Raw genomic sequence first — 16,439 nt, 5'->3', positions numbered from 1 at the left:
CTACCCGCTCGCGGCCTGCTTGACGAATACGTATTCGTTGGCGTCGTCCGGGTCGCCGATGAACGCAAACAGGGTCGGATGCTCAGGGTTGCCCTTCGTCTCAAGAACCGTCTCGCCCGCGGCCGTCCACAGGTCGATGCCGCCAGCGGTGTTTTCCTTCTCTTGCCTGACGGACCAGGTCCCACTGCCCCGAGGTAGATCCAGCAAGTCAGTCGTCCCAGGGAACGCCTGGTCCGGCTGATTGCTTCCAGCCGGCATGTTCGTGGCCACGAACATGCCGTCGGCGGAGAGCGCGAGGGTCGCACCGTCCTTGCTCCGCCAGGTTCCTACGAGCCCGGCAAACGACGGCGTCACAGTCCGCGCCCCGCCGAGATCCCTCATGGCGAGAAGTCCGAAAGGCAGGGCCAACACGGTCAGCAAGGCCGTCAAACACCCGCAGCCCCACCACCGCCTCGTCCGAGCCTGCCGTTCGATCTCCCGCTCATTCACGACGACCCAACCCGCAATCCATGGTCGAACGCTACCGGCGAGGGCTCACCAATCCAGCAGGGGCCCTGCGACGACCACGGGATCTTCGCAAACGCGCAGTCGGATGTTCTCGACTCATGCCCTGCAATCGAAGTTCAGAGAAGCACGTGTCAGATGTTCACTCCTCAGGTCGGATCCGCACCACCGCGACCGCCTGGAGGAGATCCGCGACAACCTGATCGCCCGCATTGCCGAGGCTGAACACGAAGGCTGGCTCGGCGAGATCGAAGGACTGCAGGTCAGCCTGGATGGCACCGAAGACAAACTGGCCCAACTCGACACTTCAACCACCCGCCACGCGATGATCGTCGAACTCGGCATGCCGCGAACCACACCCAACGCATAGGCGTCTGCGCCGGATGAGAGAGTGCGACCGTGAACACCACCGACTTCTGGAGTCTGATCGACGGCGCGCGATCGGACGCCGATGCGACAGCGAACGATCGATATGACGCCTTCGCATCAGTCCTGGTCGACCGGCTCGCCGCCACCTCCAACCAGACGATCTTCGAGTTCCGGCAGATTTTCGAGCAACTCCACTCGGCGGTCTATCGGTGGGACATGTGGGCTGCCGCCTACCTGATCGGTGGCGGCTGCTCCGACGATGCCTTTATGGACTTCCGCGCCGGCCTGATCGCCCAGGGCCAGGATTGGTACGAGCGAGCCGCCGCCTCACCCGACGCTCTCGCCAACCACCCGGACGTCATCGTGGCCGCGGCCGACGGCCTCGTCGAGGCCCTCTTCAACGAGCCGGTCAACTACGCCGCCTCCTACGCCTACGAGCGGATCAACGGCGACGAGGACCACTGCTCCTTCTACGACGACTACGACCAGTTCCTCGGCTCTCAGCCCGAGCGCGGACCGAGCGACATGGGCGAAGGCTTCGACTTCGACGACAACGCCGAGATGCACGCGCGGCTGTCCAACCTTGCGCGTCTCTTCAAGCCCTAACTTGGACACCCTCGTGTTTGTCTCCGCAGGCGCCCCTTGGACCCACTAGGAGAAACCAGTGTCATACCCGCAACAGCCCACCCCCGAGGAGGAGCTCGCCGACGCGAAGAAGCTGTTGAGCCTCCCGCATATCGTCGTGATCTGCGGCTCCACCCGCTTCATGACCGAGATGAACGAGGCCGATCTGCGGGAGACGAAAGCCGGAAAGATTGTCGTCAAACCGGGCTGTGACATGAAGTCGCCGCACGAACTCTGGTCCGATCCTGTCGAGGCCGAGGCGCTGAAGGTTCGACTCGACGATCTGCACCGGGCGAAGATCCGGCTCGCTGATGAGGCGCTCGTAGTCGGCGACTACATCGGAGACAGCACCCGAGCCGAAATCGCCTACGCCCGGTCGCTGGGCAAGCCCGTGCGGTTCACGCACCCCGAAGTCGACCCCGACACGCCTGACCGCCCGCAGCCACCTCATAACCAGGGCCGGCAGCCCGCCGCCTGACCGTCTCGCGATGGCTTCGGCCGCCGCCCACCCCACACCCTCGCAGGCATCCCTTGGAATGGATCATCTAGTTCAGAGAAGCCTGTGTCAGATGTCCACTTCTTCGAGCTGGCCCAGCTCGGATGCCGCGTCTGGAGGAGATCCACGCCAACCTTATCGACCGACTCCAGGAGGCCAAGGGATAAGGCTGGCTCGGACGCTCCAACGCTTGAGGCGGTCACCGCGCTCGAACCGTCCCTCGCTGACTACCCGTCGTTGGACGACACCCGGTTCTACGAGTTGGAGCGGGACGTGGCCCGCACCGAACTGCTCGGCGGATGGAAGGTAGGAATCGCCAACGCTACCGACGGCGGCGGCGTCATCCAGGGCAGTGAAGAACTTCGCACAGAACGCCTATTGCTACGGGGTGCTGCGCGTCGACGGTTCGCTGCACTCGGATTGCGTGACCACCTCGTAGCCGCTCATGGAGCCCCACGATGAACGTTGGCCCTCGCAGTCGGTGTATACCTGTCCGATTACGGTGGTGTGGGTGCCGTTTGAGTAGAAGGTGACCGTGCAGGCGTAGTCGGCTTTACAGACGGGCGCGGCATTAGCTGGGGCGGTCGAAAGCACAGCGATGGAGCTACCCAGGAGTGCGGCGACGGTGAGACGACGGATCAAGGCTGCCTCCAGCTCAGAGCAACAGGGTGGGCGGCGAGGGCGATCGTCAGAGTACTGCTATACCTGGTTTTGTCCAAGGGCGCCCGCGATCTGTCCCGGGCGTACGCGGCGGCGTCATCCAGGCCACCGTGAAGAACTTCGTCCAGAACGCCTACTAGAAGCGGGCCGCGGGAGTCTGCCGGCCGCCGTCCGTTTCTAGCTGCGGCGAGGGCGTGGGGCTGCCAGGTTTATGGTCGCGCTTTTGTCATCGCGGGTGGCGATGCCTTGCTATTGCTTGAGCCGGTTGATGAGTCGTTCGGTGATGGTGCGCTTCCGATTGGCGTTCCTATCGCCTTCGTGGCGATGCGTCGCGATCGCTTGTTTCCGCCAGAAGTTGTTTCGGCGAGCGGCTTTCTGACGATCCTAGGGAGGTAACTCGGCGCTTGGACGAACTGGTCGGCTTCAAGCGGTGAATGGAGAAAAGCATGCGAATGCGCCCATTGATATTGGCGGCAGCTGGTGTCCTGTCGGTCGGCTTGACGAGCGGTACGGCGTCTGCGTCCGCGTCCGCGTCCGTAACCGAACCTGCGGCATCCGCAGCCGCACCTGCCACGTTCACGGCCACAGCCACGGCCTGGGGGACAGACACTCTGTTTGCCTACATCAACGCCGAAGCCGCGCTCAACAAGAAGTACACCGGGTGTACCAACGTGGTCATCATCTCGTCTCTCCCGTCGGGCAGCGGTTGGATAGATACGGTCGAGGGCACCTGTACCGGAACCGCCTGATCCTTTGTGCACGATCAGTCAGCGGAAGAGTCGGAAGAATCCGCGTACCTGTTCGACCAGCGACTCCGGCTGCTCCAGTGCGGCGAAGTGGCCACCTCGCGGTAGTTCCTCGAACCAGTGCAGGTCGGTGAACCGCAGTTGGGCCTCTCGCCGTGATGGGCGGGTTATGTCGCGGGGGTAGACCGACAGGCCGGACGGTGCGGTGACCTTGTCCCGGAAGTTGGCGAAGCTCTCCCAGTACAGGCGTGCTGACGACGTGGCCGACGCGGTGAACCAGTAGACCGAGATCTCGTCGAGGATCTTTTGTCGTGACACCGCGTCCTCGGGGCGGCCGTTGTTGTCCGTCCAGGCCCAGAACTTCTCGGCTATCCAGGCGGCTTGGCCTGCCGGGGAGTCGGTGAGGCCGTAGCCGAGTGTCTGCGGCCGGGTTGCCTGCTGCCCTGAGTACCCCCGGCCGGTGCGTTGGAACTCCTTCTCAGCCTCGAGGTTCGCCAGCTCCGCGGGCGTCGGGTCGTCGAACGTGCCCGCTGCTACGGAGCCCAGGTTCAGGTGCACGGCGGCGACCCGGTCGGGCGCCACCTCGCCCAGTGCGCCGGACACCGCCGATCCCCAGTCACCGCCCTGCGCGCCGTAGCGCTCGTAACCGAGCGAGACCATCAATGTGTCCCAGGCGCGCGCGATACGGTTGACGCCCCACCCGGTCGTCGACGGCTTGTCGCTCCAGCCGTAGCCGGGCAACGATGGCACGACCACGTGGAATGCGTCCGCCGGGTTGCCGCCGTGTGCGCGCGGGTCGGTCAGCGGGCCGAGGACGTCCAAGAATTCGAGCACTGACCCGGGCCACCCGTGCGTGAGCACCAGCGGGAACGCGTCCGGCTCCGGTGAGCGGACGTGCAGGAAGTGGATGCCCAGCCCGTCGATTGTGTCGCGGTACTGCGGGAAGGCGTTCAGGCGCTCGGCGAACCCGAAGTCGTAGTCCTCGGCCCAGCTGCGGCAAAGCTCCTGCGCATAAGCCAGGGGCAACCCCTGCGACCAGTCGTCCACCGGCTCGGGCTCGGGCCACCGGGTCCGTCGCAGCCGTTCACGGAGATCCGCGATCTCAGCTTCGGTGATGCTGACCTCAAATGGCTCGGCGACCATAGCGGGGGCTCTCTTCCTCGGTAGGACGTGTCGGTAGGACGTGATCGGATCAGATGTAGGGCAGGGTAAAGCCGTCGGCCGGCTCCCACATGTGGACCGTCATCGCTGTCTGCCACGCGTGTCGTCGGGGCCGGCGCCGGGGCGCCGGGTCAGGCTGAGGACGAGTCCGGCCAGGGGGAGTGCCGCGAGCAGGCCGAGGGCCGCCGGCGCCGACACGATGCCGGACAGGCCCGCGACGGCTGCCGGGCCGATTCCGCCGCCCAGGAAGATCATGAAGTTGAGCAGGCCTTGTGCGGTGTCGCGGTCGCGCGTGGCGACCAGTTCCGGTGCGAGGCCCACCAGCGTGGCCTGGGCGCCGGCGAACCCACACACGGTCAGCGCCGCGCCGACCACGACGGGGATCGGCCCATTGAAGATCGCGACCACGAGCACGCCGACGGCGGTGAGTGCCGCGAGCCCGGCCGACACCTGCCAGCCGGTGAAGCGGGCGGTCAAGGCTCCGACCAGCCGCCCGGCCAGCACCGAGCAGGCGGCGGCCGGGACCAGGAGCGCGCCGGCTTCCAAGGCGCCGCCGCCTGTGGCCTGCTCGATCAGGGACGGAGCGAGGAACAGCACCCCGTAGTAGCCGGCGAAGACCGTCCCGCCGACGAGCCCGGCCGACACGAAGCCGCGGGCCGCGATCACCCGCAGCGGCACGAACCCGTCCGGCCTGCGTCGCACCAGCCACCACAGTCCCACGACGGCGAGCGCGCCGGCGGCAGCCACGACGAGCGTGACCGGAGCGGGCAGGCCGACCGAGTGTGCCTGCAGCAACGTGATCAACGAGCCGGCGAATACCGACAGCACGGCCGCGCCGACGAAGTCGAATCGCCCGGCCGCGCCGTCCTGCTCACCGCTACCGATCCGGGTGAACGTGCGCCTACCTGCCGATGCGACCAGCAGGAGGGGCAGGGTGAGGACCGGGAGCGCGAGCACGGCACGCCACCCCAGCCAGGTGGTGACCGCCCCGCCCACCAGGGTCCCGCACGCCGATGCCGTCGCGCTGGCGGCTGCGATGATTCCCAGTGCGCGGGTCCGTTCTCTCCCGGGAAGGGCGGTGACCTCGGCGAAGACAGCGATCACGGTCGCACCCGCCCCGGCGCCGCCGATCAGTCGACCGACGATGACGACTGGCAGCGTCGGGCCGGCTCCCGCGAGCGCCGAGCCCGCGGCGAGTACTACGACCCCGGCGACGAGTACTCGGAAGGGGCTCCACCGCGCTATCAGCCGGCCCGCGACCGGCATCGCGAGCGCGGAGGTCAGCGACCAGGCGGCAAGGATCCAGGCGGTGGCCCCGAACGGCACCGCGAGCGCGCGGCCGATGGTCGGCAGCGCCACCGACGGCGCTCCCAGTGCTACGTACTGTGGCAGCACGAGCATTCCCAGGGCCAGCCCCAGCCGGCGCCCGTTCGGGGCGTTCGATCCGCCGCTGAGCGTCGTTCCAGACGGGATCGTCTGCAGCATCGGCATCTCCTCCCCGGTATGCTGTGACATGTGACTTGCTCTATGGGTGTCACACTAGGAGTCAGCGAGGAGACACGTCAAATGCTCAATGCGTGTAACGACCCCTCGGCGGTCCAGACGGCCGTCGATCTTGCCAACACCTTGAGGCCGATCAAGGGAGAGGACGCGCTCGAGACCGTGGAGCAGCTCCGGGACTTCCTCGATGAGCATTTCCCGGCTGGATCGGCTGGATCGGCTGGACCGGCTGGACCGGCTGAGCCTGCGAGCTCGGCCGCAGACCGATGGGCCGGTGTGCGGCAGCCTCTCACCGGCGCCGACCTGGTGGAGGTTCGCGCGTTGCGTGAGACGGTTCGTGCCGTGCTCGAGCAAGCGAGCACCGACGCGGTCGGAGCTGCGGCCCTGATCAACGGCGGTCTGCGGAGCAGTCGCGCCACCCCGGAGCTGCGCCACGATCACGACCGCTGGTGGACCGAGGTCACCTCCGACACCGACCGCTGCTCGACGCACCTTGCCGCGACCACGCTCAGCGCGCTGGCCTCCGTGATCGCCACGCTCGGTCCGTCTCGTCTCGGCGTATGTGCCGGGCCGGCCTGCCGGGCCACTTTCGCGGACCTCTCACGCAACGGCTCGAAGCAGTACTGCACCCGAACCTGCGCGCACCGGGCCAGCGTCGCGGCCTACCGGAGCCGGCGCAGCCCGCGTTGAATGTCGGCACGTGGCTCTGTCAGGTCGGCTCCGGGGTTCCCTCCTAGCCGGTGATCGGAGGCCCGCCGACGAATGAACATACTGTGGGCGTTGATGCGCGCGGGACGCTGCTATGAGTTACGTCCTGAGGGTGCCGACAACTCGCGTTCTGGCGCGGGGCGCCTGGACGCTGTCGCGGACCAGGGCGGTTGGTCAGCAGGTGGTTAAACAGCGTGGTCTTGCCCGCGCCCAGGAATCCGGACAGCACCGTCACCGGCAGCGGCAGCGGCGCGGTCCCGATGGTCATCGGCCGCTGCCCTTGGAGGCGTAGGGCAGCAGCGCCATTTCGCGGGCGTTTTTCACCGCGCGCGCGATCGCGTGCTGCTGCCGGACGCTCAGGCCGGTCACCCGCCGGCTGCGGATCTTGCCGCGATCGGAGATGAACATGCGCAGCAGATCAGTGTCCTTGTAGTCGACGTGTTCCAGTCGGGCGGCCAGCGCCTTGTCGGGGCGCTTCTTCCTGCGCGGCTTGCCGCGGTCGGCGGCGGTGTAGCGGGGCATCAGGGTTCTTCCTTGTGGTGTTCAGGCGACGGGGTCGAGGAGTTCTTCGAAGGCGTCGGGCAGTCCTCCCCAGGCGGGCTCGCCGGCGGCGACTTCGTCGGCGGTGAGCAGCAGGTCGCGGTGCAGGCCGGTCACGATCACCACGGGCAGCAGACTCGCGACAGACACGGTGATTCCTTTCCCAGGCCTCGATTACCAGCTGGACTTGTGGACGCCGGGCAGGTGCCCGGCGTGGGCATGTGTCCGCAGGTTGATCCGGGACAGGCCGAAGGCGCCTACGTAGCCGCGCGGCCGGCCGTCCACCGAGTCGCGGTTGCGCACCCGGGTGGCGCTGGCGTCGCGCGGCTGGCGCTGTAGTTCCTGCACGGCTGCGGCGCGCTGCTCGGCCGGGGTGTGCGGGGAGGCGATCAGGCTTTTGAGTTCGGTGCGGCGCTCGGCGTACCGGGCCACCACGGCGCGCCGCTGGTCGTTCTTGGCGATCTTCGATGCCTTCGCCATCAGATGCGCACCCCCTCGGCGCGCAGCCGGGCGACGACCTTCTCAATGCCCTGCTTGTCGACGGTCTTGATGCCCTTGGCGGACAGCTTCAGCTTCACGTGCCGGTTCTCGCTCGCCAGCCAGTAGCGCTTGGTCTGGATGTTGGGGTCGAACCGGCGGCTGGTGCGCCGGTGCGAGTGCGAGATCTGGTTGCCGAACGTCGGCTTGCGGCCGGTGACCATGCAGTGTGCGGACACGGAGGGTCCTTTCCGGGGGTCTGGTTGCTCGTCGGGTTGCTTCCGGGTGCCACTCTAGATGAAAATGAAAACTGTTGCTAATAAGCTGGCCGGCAACGCCACCCGGTCACCGTGACGATCACCCTCAGGAGACACCCGCACCCATGGCCCGCAACGAACTGCGCCCCGTCATCAAGCTCCGCTCCACCGCCGGCACCGGCTACACCTACGTGACCCGCAAGAACCGGCGGAACAACCCCGACCGCCTGGTCCTGCGCAAGTACGACCCCGTCATCCGCCGCCACGTCGAGTTCCGCGAAGAGCGCTAGGAGGTACCCGCATGAAGCCCGGCATCCACCCCGACTACCGGCCCGTCGTCTTCCGCGACCAGGCCGCGAACTATGCCTTCCTCACCCGATCCACTGCCACCAGCTCGCACACCATCGAGTGGGAGGACGGTGAGACCTACCCGGTCATCGACGTCGAGGTCTCCTCGGCCAGCCACCCCTTCTACACCGGCAACAGCCGCGTCGTGGACACCGCCGGCCGCGTCGAGCGGTTCAACCGGCGCTACCAACGGCCGGACAGGACTGAATGAGGGATGATCGAACGCCCGGCTCGCAAGCCTGAGCTCCGGCTCAGCTCGGCCCGTCGTCCACCCGGGGCCACGGGTAGTCCGGGTCGGCGGTGATCTCCACCTGGTGGGGAGCGTTGCGGGGGAAGGTCCAGATCCGGCCCATGAAGTCCCCGGCGGGCGCCTCTCGGGAGCGCCAGCGGTCCTTGCACCTGGTCGGTCTCGGGTGGCGCATCAGAGGAACCCGCGCCCATCAGGATGACAACTTCGTGACCCTAGGGCTCAACTCATGATGTTGAGATGACTACTCAATGAATATGGCGGCAGGATCAGGTGCCCACAATTTGGCTGCGAGGGCAAGGCGCAGCGCTAACGCTTTGCCCGGTATCGCGCCATTGTGATGGGTGATAAACGTCATAGCCTGACCCTGGGTTTCTGTGAGATAGAGTCGGCCCCCGCATCATCAGGGCGCGTTTTGTGAGGGCGGAGAGTGGCGCGATGACTATTCTGGTCACAGGGGCATCGGGCGGCGTCGGGCTCGATGTGATGAAACAGTTGGGGGCGGAAGGTCGCACTGTGCGTGCGATGAGCAGGCGGCCGCTCATTGTCGATCTTCCCGATGATGTCGAGAATTTCATCGGGGATCCGACGAATGAAGGGGCCCTGGAGGCGGCCCTGGAGGGTGTCGATGCGGTTTTTGTCAACTCGGTATTCTTGAATGATATCGAAACCGCCAGGAGGGTCGCTGGCGTCCTTGGTCGAAGCCTGGTCGAGCGAGCGGTGCTGTTGTCTTCTTCGTGTGTCCTCACTCGCCGTGAGCTTGTGTTTGCCAATTTCCTCCGAGACGTCATGGACGAGTTTCGTTCAGTGTTTCCGAATCTCGTCAGTGTGCACCCGGGGCAGTTCGCGTCTAACGCCCTGCGGTGGCGAGACATGGTGAGGGAAGGGGTCGTCGGGCACCCGTTCGGTGACATCAGAGTGCCGATAATCGATCCGCATGATATTGCGGCGGTGGTGAAATTGTGCCTCATTGAAGATCGGTTTCAGGGTGAACGTATCGAGATAACCGGTTCGGACTGCATCACTCCGAGAGAGATGGTCAAAGAGATCTCGGATATGCTGGGACGCGAAATTCGGTATGTAGAAATATCGGCCGCCCAGGCGCGCGAGAATCTTAGTAAGGGTATGAGTCCGGATCGGCTGGACTACTTCCTTGCGATGACCGGAAGTCCTAAGCCGGAGGAGCAAAGGGTTCTGCCGGCCGTCGAGAATCTGACGGGTAGCCGTCCCCGATCGTTCGCAACCTGGCTCGCGGCGAATATCGACAGTTTCCGCTGAGCGGCAGAGGCGTCGCAGCCACCTCAGCCGGCGGGCTCTGTCGCGCGGCCTGTGAGTTGGTCGAGCAGGACCTTGCGGCGGACTTTGCCCAGTTCGGTGCGGGGGAAATCGGTGACATGCTCGATCCGGGTGGGCAGGCAGGACTGGTGGAAGCCGAGCCGCTCCAGGTGGTCGCGTACCTCGTCCAGGCCTGGCCTGGAGGAGGAGACCAGCGCGGCGCAGGGGGTTTCCCGGCCGTCGGGGTGCCGCCATGGCACGAGTACCGCGTCCTCGATGCCGGGGTGGGTCAGCAAGGCGTCCTCGACGTCGGCCACCGGGATCTGCCAGGTGTCACCGATGCGTTCGGCCGCCCGGCTGACGAAGCGGAGCCCGCCCATTCCGTCGGACGTCGCCAGGTCTCCGCTGTCCAGCCAGCCGTCGTCCTCGTTCGGAGACCAGCGGATCTGTCCGCTGTCGCGGCCGACGGTCGCCAGGCAGACCGCGGGCCCGCGCACGTGGAGTCGGAAGACGTCGCCGTGGGGCGTTCGTCCGGCCGGCTGGGGCCGGACTTCTCTGCCCGGTATGGTCCGCCCGAGACTTCGGGCGGCGTGGGCCGGCGGATCGTCCGGCCCGGTGGTCAGTACGCTGCCACACTCGGTCATGCCCCAGACGTTTCTCACGACGGGGCACAACTCCTCCAGCACCGCCGTGAGGACCACCTGGGGGAGCGGGCCGCCGAAGCTGCTGACGGTCTGCAGGCTCTTCACGTCCCGGGCCCGGCGCCGTTGTTCCTCGGTGAGTTCGCGGAGCATCCGGGGCGTGGTCCACAGGTCGTTTACCTTGTTCAGCTCGATCAGGTCGAGCCAGCATCCCGGGTCCTGGCTGTCGCTGAGGAACGTCACACCCACCGACGGAGCGGTGGTGTGGACGACCCTGCGGAACGCTGCGATGAAGGACAGGCCGGTGGTGATCGCACGAAGCTGCACGGTGTCTTGGGGCGCGGGCAGCGGCACGCCGTAGAGCGTGTTGGCGCTGTGGACAACGAGTTGGGCCTCGCCGGTGGTGCCGGAGGTCATCATGAGCGCATAAGCGTCGTCGGGGGCAAGGGGTTCGAGGTCCCGGGGCCGCTCGGTGGTGCGGCCGTGGAACGCGTCGTCGAGGCTGAGCGCGTCCGTGGCGGCAGCGTCGCCGATGACGATGCGATGGCGCAGAGACGGCAGCCGGGGCGCCTGCTCCAGGAGTTGACGTGCGTACGGGATACCGTCCCACTCGTCGGGCACGACGCAGGCGACGGCGCCGACGGCGGCCAGTGTGCGCTCCGTGACCAGCGATCCGAACACGGTCGGCACGGGCGCCACGACCGCCCCGGCCCGCAGACAGGCGATCATCAGGACCGCGGCCTCCCACCAGGTGGGCAGTTGGTGGGCCACGACGTCCCCGCGGCGCACCCCTAGCTCCCATAGGGCCGCGGCAACCGCGTCCGCACGATCGTCGAACTCGCGGAATGACAGTGGGACAAGTCGGCCGTCGCGGTGACGCCACGTCAAGAGCGCGGTGTCATCCGGCCTTTCGGCGGCGGATTTCCGAAGATCGTCAGAGAACGTCGTATCGCGCCACCAGCCCTGATCGCGGTAACGACGCCCCACCTCCGGCGACGGCGCGAACGATTCCCAGGAGGGGAGCATAAGGACCTCGCAATCACGGATCATGATGAACTGATCACTCGAAGAAAGGGTAATGGCTGCGATGAACCGGCATCCAAAAGCGGTGACACAATGTTGAGCTAAACGGCGCCGAGATCGACAGCTGAAGGTCCGACTCCGGCCGTTCTCGATCTGGGATCTCGTGGAATGTCTCCAGCCGGGCTCGGCCGGGGGTGGCGCGGGCACCTGGAAAGCGTTGAGCAGGGCCGAGGTCGCGAGGTATGCGCCGATCAGGTTGACCATGTCCAGGACGCCGGTCTGCCCCACGCGCAGGCGGCCCGCGTCCGAATCGCTCACCTCACGGGGCCCCGGCCGTCCCGCCTGTGCCGCCGGCTACGCTGGTTGTCCGGTGCGGGTCCGACGATTCGGCGAACGCCTCATCGATGCCTGGATAGCACTGCAGTACCTGCGACAGCCCGGCTGTCTGCAGTAGTCTGCGCATCCTGGCCGTGGGCGTGGACAGCCGTAGCCAGCCGCCCCGTTCAAAGGCGCGACGGTGGATTCCGACCAGCGCCCCGAGCCCGGCACAGTCGCAGAAGCCGAGCCCGGACAGGTCGGCGACCAGATGTGACCGGACCGTACCGTCCGACCGGGCCAGGCGGTCAATCAGCAGGGGAGCCGTCGCGACGTCCAACTCACCGATGAGGACGACGACCCACCCCGCGGCGTGTCTGTGGACCCCGATCCGCAACAGATCCGGCGGCGAGCTGCCGGTTCCGGATAAGTGCGGGGGCTGATTCTGCGGGGTGGAGGTTCCGGGATCGGACACGGCAGGCTCCAGAGACTTGCGGGCGGCCTTGCGTCTCCGGGGTCTGGGGAAACCGGCCCGGATCACCGGGCTCACCGCCAGGCTAGAGCGGGCGGGAATGAGATCAGGAGCAGGCGGGGAAACGCCACCCTTGGTGTCCAGAATGCGGACAGGCGCGAGACCGGTCGGAATCCTCGGCCGCGACCATCGTCCCGGCTTCGATCATCTGGGCGGCCGGTCCCGGCTCAAGTGCGGGCCCGCATGTGCCGCGGCCGCCTCGGCGGCGGCCTGCGCGGCAGCCTCGATCTGGCCGGGGTGACCTGGCCGGGGCGACCGGGCCGGGCCCGGCGGCTCGCACGATCTACCGGGCCGGTCCGCTAACCTCGAGATCGTGTCCACGACTTCGACCGCCCGGCTTGGAGATTCGCGCGCGGCGGGCGGCCGACGGGCCAGGCCTGGACGTGCGCCGCGGCTGAGAGGTGCCTGCCGGTGAACGGCGACGAGGCGCCGGACGTGCCGCGGCCCGAAGGTTCGGACGAGCGGTACGCGGTGGTCGCGGTGGCGGCTTCGGCCGGCGGTATCACCGCGCTGGGGGCACTGCTCGGCGCGCTGCCGGTCGGGTTCCCGGTCCCGGTACTGGTGGTGCAGCACCTGGACCCCAGGCACGAGACCGTGATCGCCCACGTGCTGGGGCGCAGCACGCAGCTGCCGGTCAAGCTCGCCGAAGCCGGCGAACTGGCCCGTCCCGGCACCGTCTACGTCGCGCCGCCCAACCGGCATCTGCTGGTCGGCGCGGCGGGCTTGTTGTCGTTGTCGGACAGCGAGCTGGTCCATTTCGTGCGTCCGTCCGCGGACCTGCTGTTCGAGTCGGTGGCCGGCGCCTACGGTGCGCGGGCGATCGCCTGTGTGCTGACCGGGACCGGCAAGGACGGCTCGATGGGGGTGACCGCGGTCAAGTCCCGCGGCGGCACCGTGATCGCCGAGGATCCGGAGTCGGCTGAGTTCAAGGGCATGCCGCAGGCGGCCGTCGGCTCCGGCGTGGTCGACTTCGTGCTCCCGCTGGAGGAGATCGCCGCGGTCGTGCGCGGCCTGGTCGAGCCGGCGGACCGGTGACCGGGAAAGGTGTCCCGTCCGGCCCGGAGCCCGGCGGCGACCTGGAGGAGCTGCTGGTCTTCATCCGCGATGCGCGCGGGTTCGACTTCACCGGCTACAAGCGCTCGACCCTGGCCCGCCGGATCCGCAAGCGGATGGCCGACGCCCGCATCGCCGACTACGCCGACTACCAGGACCGGCTGGAAGCCGACGCCGAGGAGTTCCGGGCGCTGTTCAACACGATCCTGATCAACGTCACCAGCTTCTTCCGGGACCCCGAGGGCTGGGCGCACCTGCAACGAGAGATCCTTCCCGAGCTGGTCGCGGCGCGCGGGGCGGACGAGGACATCCGGGTGTGGAGCGCCGGGTGCTCCAGCGGCCAGGAACCGTACTCCCTGGCGATCCTGTTCGCCGAGGTCCTCGGCGTCGAGGAGTGCGTCAGGCGGGTCAAGCTCTACGGTACCGACGTGGACGAGGAGGCCCTGCGCGAGGCGCGCAGCGGCCTGTACACGGCCAAGGCGCTGGAGCCGCTGGCCCCGGAGCTGCGGGACAAGTACTTCGAGCCCAACGGCGCGCAGTTCGCGTTCCGCGCCGATCTGCGCCGCCGGGTCATCTTCGGCCGGCACGACATCACCCGGGACGCCCCGATCTCCCGCCTGGACCTGCTGGTCTGCCGCAACACCCTGATGTACTTCAACGCCGAGGCCCAGTCGCAGATCATCGACCGGTTCCACTTCGCCCTGCGCGAAGGCGGCCACCTGTTCCTGGGCAAGGCCGAGATGCTGCTGTCCGACGGCGAACGCTTCGAGGTCGCCAACATGCGGCAGCGGATCTTCCGGCGCCGCCCGGGCGACGCCGCGACCCCCTACCACCCGGCACCGCTGAAGATGGACGCCACCACCGGCACCGAGGTCCGGGAGGCCAGCCGTAAACGGCAGCTGCGGGACCTGACCTTGGAGACGTCGCCGAGCGCGACCATCGCCGTCGACCCCGACGGGGCGATCGTCCTGATCAACGCCGCCGCCCGGGCCCAGTTCGGTCTGACCACCTACGACCTGAACCGGCCGTTCCGGGACCTGGAGATCTCCTACCGGCCGATCGAGTTGCGCTCGCTGATCGAACAGGCCGAGACCGAGCGGCACGCGGTCCGGGTCCCGGCCGCCGAACGGCAGCTGCACGACGGCGAGATCCAGTTCCTGGACATCGTCATCCAGCCGATGTCCGCCGCCGACGGCGAGCCGGTGGGCGTCGCGCTGACGTTCCTGGACACCACGGTCGCCACGAAGCTGCACAACGAGCTCACCCGCACCCGGGGCGAGCTGGAGGCGGCCTACGACGCGCTTCAGTCCACGAACGAGGAGCTGGAGACCACGAATGAGGAGCTCCAGTCCAGCATCGAGGAACTGGAGACCACGAATGAGGAGCTCCAGTCCACGAACGAGGAGCTGGAGACCACCAACGAGGAGCTCCAGTCCGGCAACGAGGAACTGGAGACGATGAACGAGGAGATGCGGATCCGGTCCGGGGAACTGGACGAGGCCCGCAGCTTCCTGGAAGGCGTGCTGTCCAGCATCGCCGCCGGCGTGGTGGTGCTGGACGCGGACCTGCGGGTGCACAGCTGGAACCGGGGCGCGGAAGACCTGTGGGGCCTGCGCTCCCGTGAAGTCCATCTGCAGCCGTTCTTCGCCTTGGACTTCGGTCTGCCGACCGAGCAGGTGCGCAAAGTCGTCGCGGACTGCCAGCGGACCGGGGCCCGGTCCGGGCCGGCGGACGTCACCGCCGTCAACCGCATCGGCCGCACCATCGTGTGCTCGATCGCCTGTTCCCCCATGGACGGCGGCGGCATCGTCCTGCTGATGGAGGACACCGGCCGCGGCTGATGCGGCGGATGCGCTTCTTGTCGGTTTTGGCTTTGGTCACCGCCTGTGTCGGCGTATCCTGCGAACATGCCCCTGCCGCCCGAATCCGGCCGGGAACTCGACGAGGCGGTGCAGCGCGCGGAGGTCGAGCACCGGCGAGCCGTTCGCGCCGCCGAGATCGCCGCCCGGCACGAGACACAGATGCTCACGGCCGCCGAGGGTATGCGGGCGCTGCACGCGCGGATGGCGGTCATGCACCGGCAGGCCGAGCAGCAGCACCGGACCGCGGCCCGGATCCACACCGCCCACGCCGACCGGCTGCGCCGCTGGGCCGAGGGATCCCAGGACCCGCAGGCCCCCTCCGATCTCATGGCGGCGGCCTGCGAGACACTCGGCGCGTCCGGCGCCGCGTTCACGCTGTTCGGCACCGACCAGACCGAGGTGCTCACGGCGGCTTCGAACCCGGCGAGCCGGACCGCCCAGCACCTGGAGTTCACCTTCGGCCAGGGGCCGGCCCGGGAGACCGTGCGGCTCCACAGACCGGTCATCGCGGCCGGAACGGAGATAGCGGCCACGTGGCCGATATACGGGCCCGCCGTGGAGCGGTTGGGCATCGGCGCGGTCGCGGCCGTCCCGGTCGCCATGGCCGGGCAGACGCTCGGAGCGCTGACCGTCTTCGACCCGCCCATGGCCGACGGTCCGGACGCTGAGGGCCCAGACCTGGAGGCGTTCGAGGCGACCGCCGAGACGCTGGTCGCCTCGCTGGAACCGCCGCCGCTCAGCGGCGCCTACGAGGAGTTCACACGCTGTCCGTCGCTGGTGGGCCAGGCCGACCTGTGGGCCGTGGTGAACCAGGCCGCCGGCATGGTGTCCGTGCAGTGCCGCTGCGGCACCGCCGACGCCCTCGCCCTGATCAGGGCGCACGCCTTCGCCGAGAACCGGCCGGTGGACGAGGTCGCGGCCGACATCGTCGCGCGCACGCTGCGCCTGAGCTGAGGACTGCTTTCCCCGGCTCGGGCCACCGTGTTCCCTGAAGGGCTGTCGCCTTTCGCCCCGCCGCCGACCGGACATCCGCCCCGCCCCGGGGCGGGACGCCGCACACGGTCGGCGGCCGAGGTGTCCGGCTACGGCCGCGCCTGGCAC

21 protein-coding genes and 1 pseudogene are annotated in these 16,439 nt (G+C 67.9%); 10 read left to right on the top strand and 12 right to left on the bottom strand.

Going from position 1 to position 16,439, the window contains the following annotated elements; translation table 11 throughout:
* On the bottom strand, positions 1–420 hold the full coding sequence (locus tag KGQ19_RS07240) for a hypothetical protein (protein ID WP_212008303.1): 420 nt from the start codon (positions 418–420) through the stop codon (positions 1–3).
* Positions 421–592: 172 nt separating this feature from the next.
* Between KGQ19_RS07240 and KGQ19_RS07235 the strand changes: the two genes are divergently transcribed.
* The 3 genes from KGQ19_RS07235 to KGQ19_RS07225 are packed head-to-tail and all read left to right on the top strand — an operon-like array spanning position 593 to position 1,975.
* Positions 593–874 (top strand): hypothetical protein, encoded by a 282-nt coding sequence (locus tag KGQ19_RS07235; RefSeq protein ID WP_212008302.1) that lies wholly within the window; start codon positions 593–595, stop codon positions 872–874.
* A 29-nt stretch (positions 875–903) separates the two neighbouring features.
* Positions 904–1,479: a DUF4240 domain-containing protein gene (locus tag KGQ19_RS07230; protein ID WP_212008301.1), complete on the top strand. Its 576-nt coding sequence runs from the start codon at positions 904–906 to the stop codon at positions 1,477–1,479.
* 58 nt (positions 1,480–1,537) lie between these two features.
* Positions 1,538–1,975: a hypothetical protein gene (locus KGQ19_RS07225; protein WP_212008300.1), complete on the top strand. Its 438-nt coding sequence runs from the start codon at positions 1,538–1,540 to the stop codon at positions 1,973–1,975.
* Positions 1,976–2,374: 399 nt separating this feature from the next.
* On the opposite strand, the gene KGQ19_RS52605 is transcribed toward KGQ19_RS07225, so the two are convergent.
* The 3 genes from KGQ19_RS52605 to KGQ19_RS07215 all read right to left on the bottom strand — a co-directional run bounded on the left by KGQ19_RS52605 (position 2,375) and on the right by KGQ19_RS07215 (position 6,075).
* The gene (locus tag KGQ19_RS52605; RefSeq protein ID WP_368862068.1) at positions 2,375–2,587 is read right to left on the bottom strand and encodes a DUF6289 family protein; all 213 of its coding nucleotides are present in this window, start codon (positions 2,585–2,587) and stop codon (positions 2,375–2,377) included.
* A gap of 833 nt (positions 2,588–3,420) precedes the next feature.
* Positions 3,421–4,542 (bottom strand): epoxide hydrolase family protein, encoded by a 1,122-nt coding sequence (locus KGQ19_RS07220; RefSeq protein WP_212008299.1) that lies wholly within the window; start codon positions 4,540–4,542, stop codon positions 3,421–3,423.
* A gap of 99 nt (positions 4,543–4,641) precedes the next feature.
* A complete protein-coding gene (locus KGQ19_RS07215) occupies positions 4,642–6,075 on the bottom strand; it encodes an MFS transporter (RefSeq protein ID WP_212008298.1) in 1,434 nt (477 codons plus the stop codon).
* 51 nt (positions 6,076–6,126) lie between these two features.
* Between KGQ19_RS07215 and KGQ19_RS07210 the strand changes: the two genes are divergently transcribed.
* Positions 6,127–6,750 carry a CGNR zinc finger domain-containing protein gene (locus KGQ19_RS07210; RefSeq protein WP_212008297.1) on the top strand — a complete coding sequence of 208 codons (624 nt, stop codon included), beginning with the start codon at positions 6,127–6,129 and terminating at the stop codon, positions 6,748–6,750.
* Positions 6,751–6,922: 172 nt separating this feature from the next.
* Here the strand turns inward: KGQ19_RS07210 and KGQ19_RS52600 are convergent.
* From KGQ19_RS52600 to rpmB, 5 genes and pseudogenes are all read right to left on the bottom strand, one after another.
* Positions 6,923–7,036: pseudogene (locus KGQ19_RS52600) on the bottom strand (GTP-binding protein); the annotation flags it as partial.
* Positions 7,033–7,290 (bottom strand): 30S ribosomal protein S18, encoded by a 258-nt coding sequence (gene rpsR / locus KGQ19_RS07200; protein WP_212008296.1) that lies wholly within the window; start codon positions 7,288–7,290, stop codon positions 7,033–7,035. The gene rpsR and the pseudogene KGQ19_RS52600, both read right to left, overlap by 4 nt.
* A 21-nt stretch (positions 7,291–7,311) precedes the next feature.
* Entirely contained in the window at positions 7,312–7,458 is a 147-nt protein-coding gene (locus KGQ19_RS07195; RefSeq protein WP_212008295.1) for a hypothetical protein, read from the bottom strand.
* Positions 7,459–7,482: 24 nt separating this feature from the next.
* Complete coding sequence (gene rpsN / locus KGQ19_RS07190; protein ID WP_212008294.1) at positions 7,483–7,788, bottom strand: 30S ribosomal protein S14; 306 nt, start codon at positions 7,786–7,788, stop codon at positions 7,483–7,485.
* Positions 7,788–8,024: a 50S ribosomal protein L28 gene (rpmB, locus tag KGQ19_RS07185; RefSeq protein ID WP_212008293.1), complete on the bottom strand. Its 237-nt coding sequence runs from the start codon at positions 8,022–8,024 to the stop codon at positions 7,788–7,790. The genes rpsN and rpmB overlap by 1 nt, the downstream gene beginning before the upstream one ends.
* A gap of 143 nt (positions 8,025–8,167) precedes the next feature.
* On the opposite strand from rpmB, the gene rpmG reads away from it, so the two are divergent.
* Positions 8,168–8,332: a 50S ribosomal protein L33 gene (rpmG, locus tag KGQ19_RS07180; RefSeq protein ID WP_212008292.1), complete on the top strand. Its 165-nt coding sequence runs from the start codon at positions 8,168–8,170 to the stop codon at positions 8,330–8,332.
* 11 nt (positions 8,333–8,343) lie between these two features.
* The gene (locus KGQ19_RS07175; protein WP_212008291.1) at positions 8,344–8,601 is read left to right on the top strand and encodes a type B 50S ribosomal protein L31; all 258 of its coding nucleotides are present in this window, start codon (positions 8,344–8,346) and stop codon (positions 8,599–8,601) included.
* Between the two features lie 40 nt (positions 8,602–8,641).
* Here the strand turns inward: KGQ19_RS07175 and KGQ19_RS07170 are convergent, their stop codons facing one another.
* Positions 8,642–8,812 carry a hypothetical protein gene (locus tag KGQ19_RS07170; protein ID WP_212008290.1) on the bottom strand — a complete coding sequence of 57 codons (171 nt, stop codon included), beginning with the start codon at positions 8,810–8,812 and terminating at the stop codon, positions 8,642–8,644.
* 263 nt (positions 8,813–9,075) lie between these two features.
* On the opposite strand from KGQ19_RS07170, the gene KGQ19_RS07165 reads away from it, so the two are divergent.
* Entirely contained in the window at positions 9,076–9,915 is an 840-nt protein-coding gene (locus tag KGQ19_RS07165) for an SDR family oxidoreductase (protein WP_212008289.1), read from the top strand.
* A 23-nt stretch (positions 9,916–9,938) separates the two neighbouring features.
* Here KGQ19_RS07165 and KGQ19_RS07160 read toward each other — a convergent pair whose 3' ends face one another.
* Positions 9,939–11,579 carry an AMP-binding protein gene (locus tag KGQ19_RS07160; protein ID WP_230418309.1) on the bottom strand — a complete coding sequence of 547 codons (1,641 nt, stop codon included), beginning with the start codon at positions 11,577–11,579 and terminating at the stop codon, positions 9,939–9,941.
* Between the two features lie 316 nt (positions 11,580–11,895).
* Positions 11,896–12,366 (bottom strand): STAS domain-containing protein, encoded by a 471-nt coding sequence (locus tag KGQ19_RS07155; protein WP_212008287.1) that lies wholly within the window; start codon positions 12,364–12,366, stop codon positions 11,896–11,898.
* 468 nt (positions 12,367–12,834) lie between these two features.
* Between KGQ19_RS07155 and KGQ19_RS07150 the strand changes: the two genes are divergently transcribed.
* From KGQ19_RS07150 to KGQ19_RS07140, 3 genes are all read left to right on the top strand, one after another.
* On the top strand, positions 12,835–13,458 hold the full coding sequence (locus tag KGQ19_RS07150) for a chemotaxis protein CheB (RefSeq protein WP_212008286.1): 624 nt from the start codon (positions 12,835–12,837) through the stop codon (positions 13,456–13,458).
* Positions 13,455–15,317: a CheR family methyltransferase gene (locus KGQ19_RS07145; protein WP_212008285.1), complete on the top strand. Its 1,863-nt coding sequence runs from the start codon at positions 13,455–13,457 to the stop codon at positions 15,315–15,317. The genes KGQ19_RS07150 and KGQ19_RS07145 overlap by 4 nt, the downstream gene beginning before the upstream one ends.
* A gap of 66 nt (positions 15,318–15,383) precedes the next feature.
* Positions 15,384–16,292, top strand: coding sequence for an ANTAR domain-containing protein (locus KGQ19_RS07140; protein WP_212008284.1), 909 nt, complete (start codon positions 15,384–15,386; stop codon positions 16,290–16,292).
* Positions 16,293–16,439 lie beyond the last annotated feature (147 nt).

Origin of the sequence: Catenulispora pinistramenti, from assembly GCF_018274385.1 — a bacterium.
Classification (GTDB): Bacteria; Actinomycetota; Actinomycetes; order Streptomycetales; family Catenulisporaceae; genus Catenulispora; species Catenulispora pinistramenti.
Note: the sequence above shows the minus strand (reverse complement) of the source record. Positions and strands in the feature narration are given on the sequence as shown.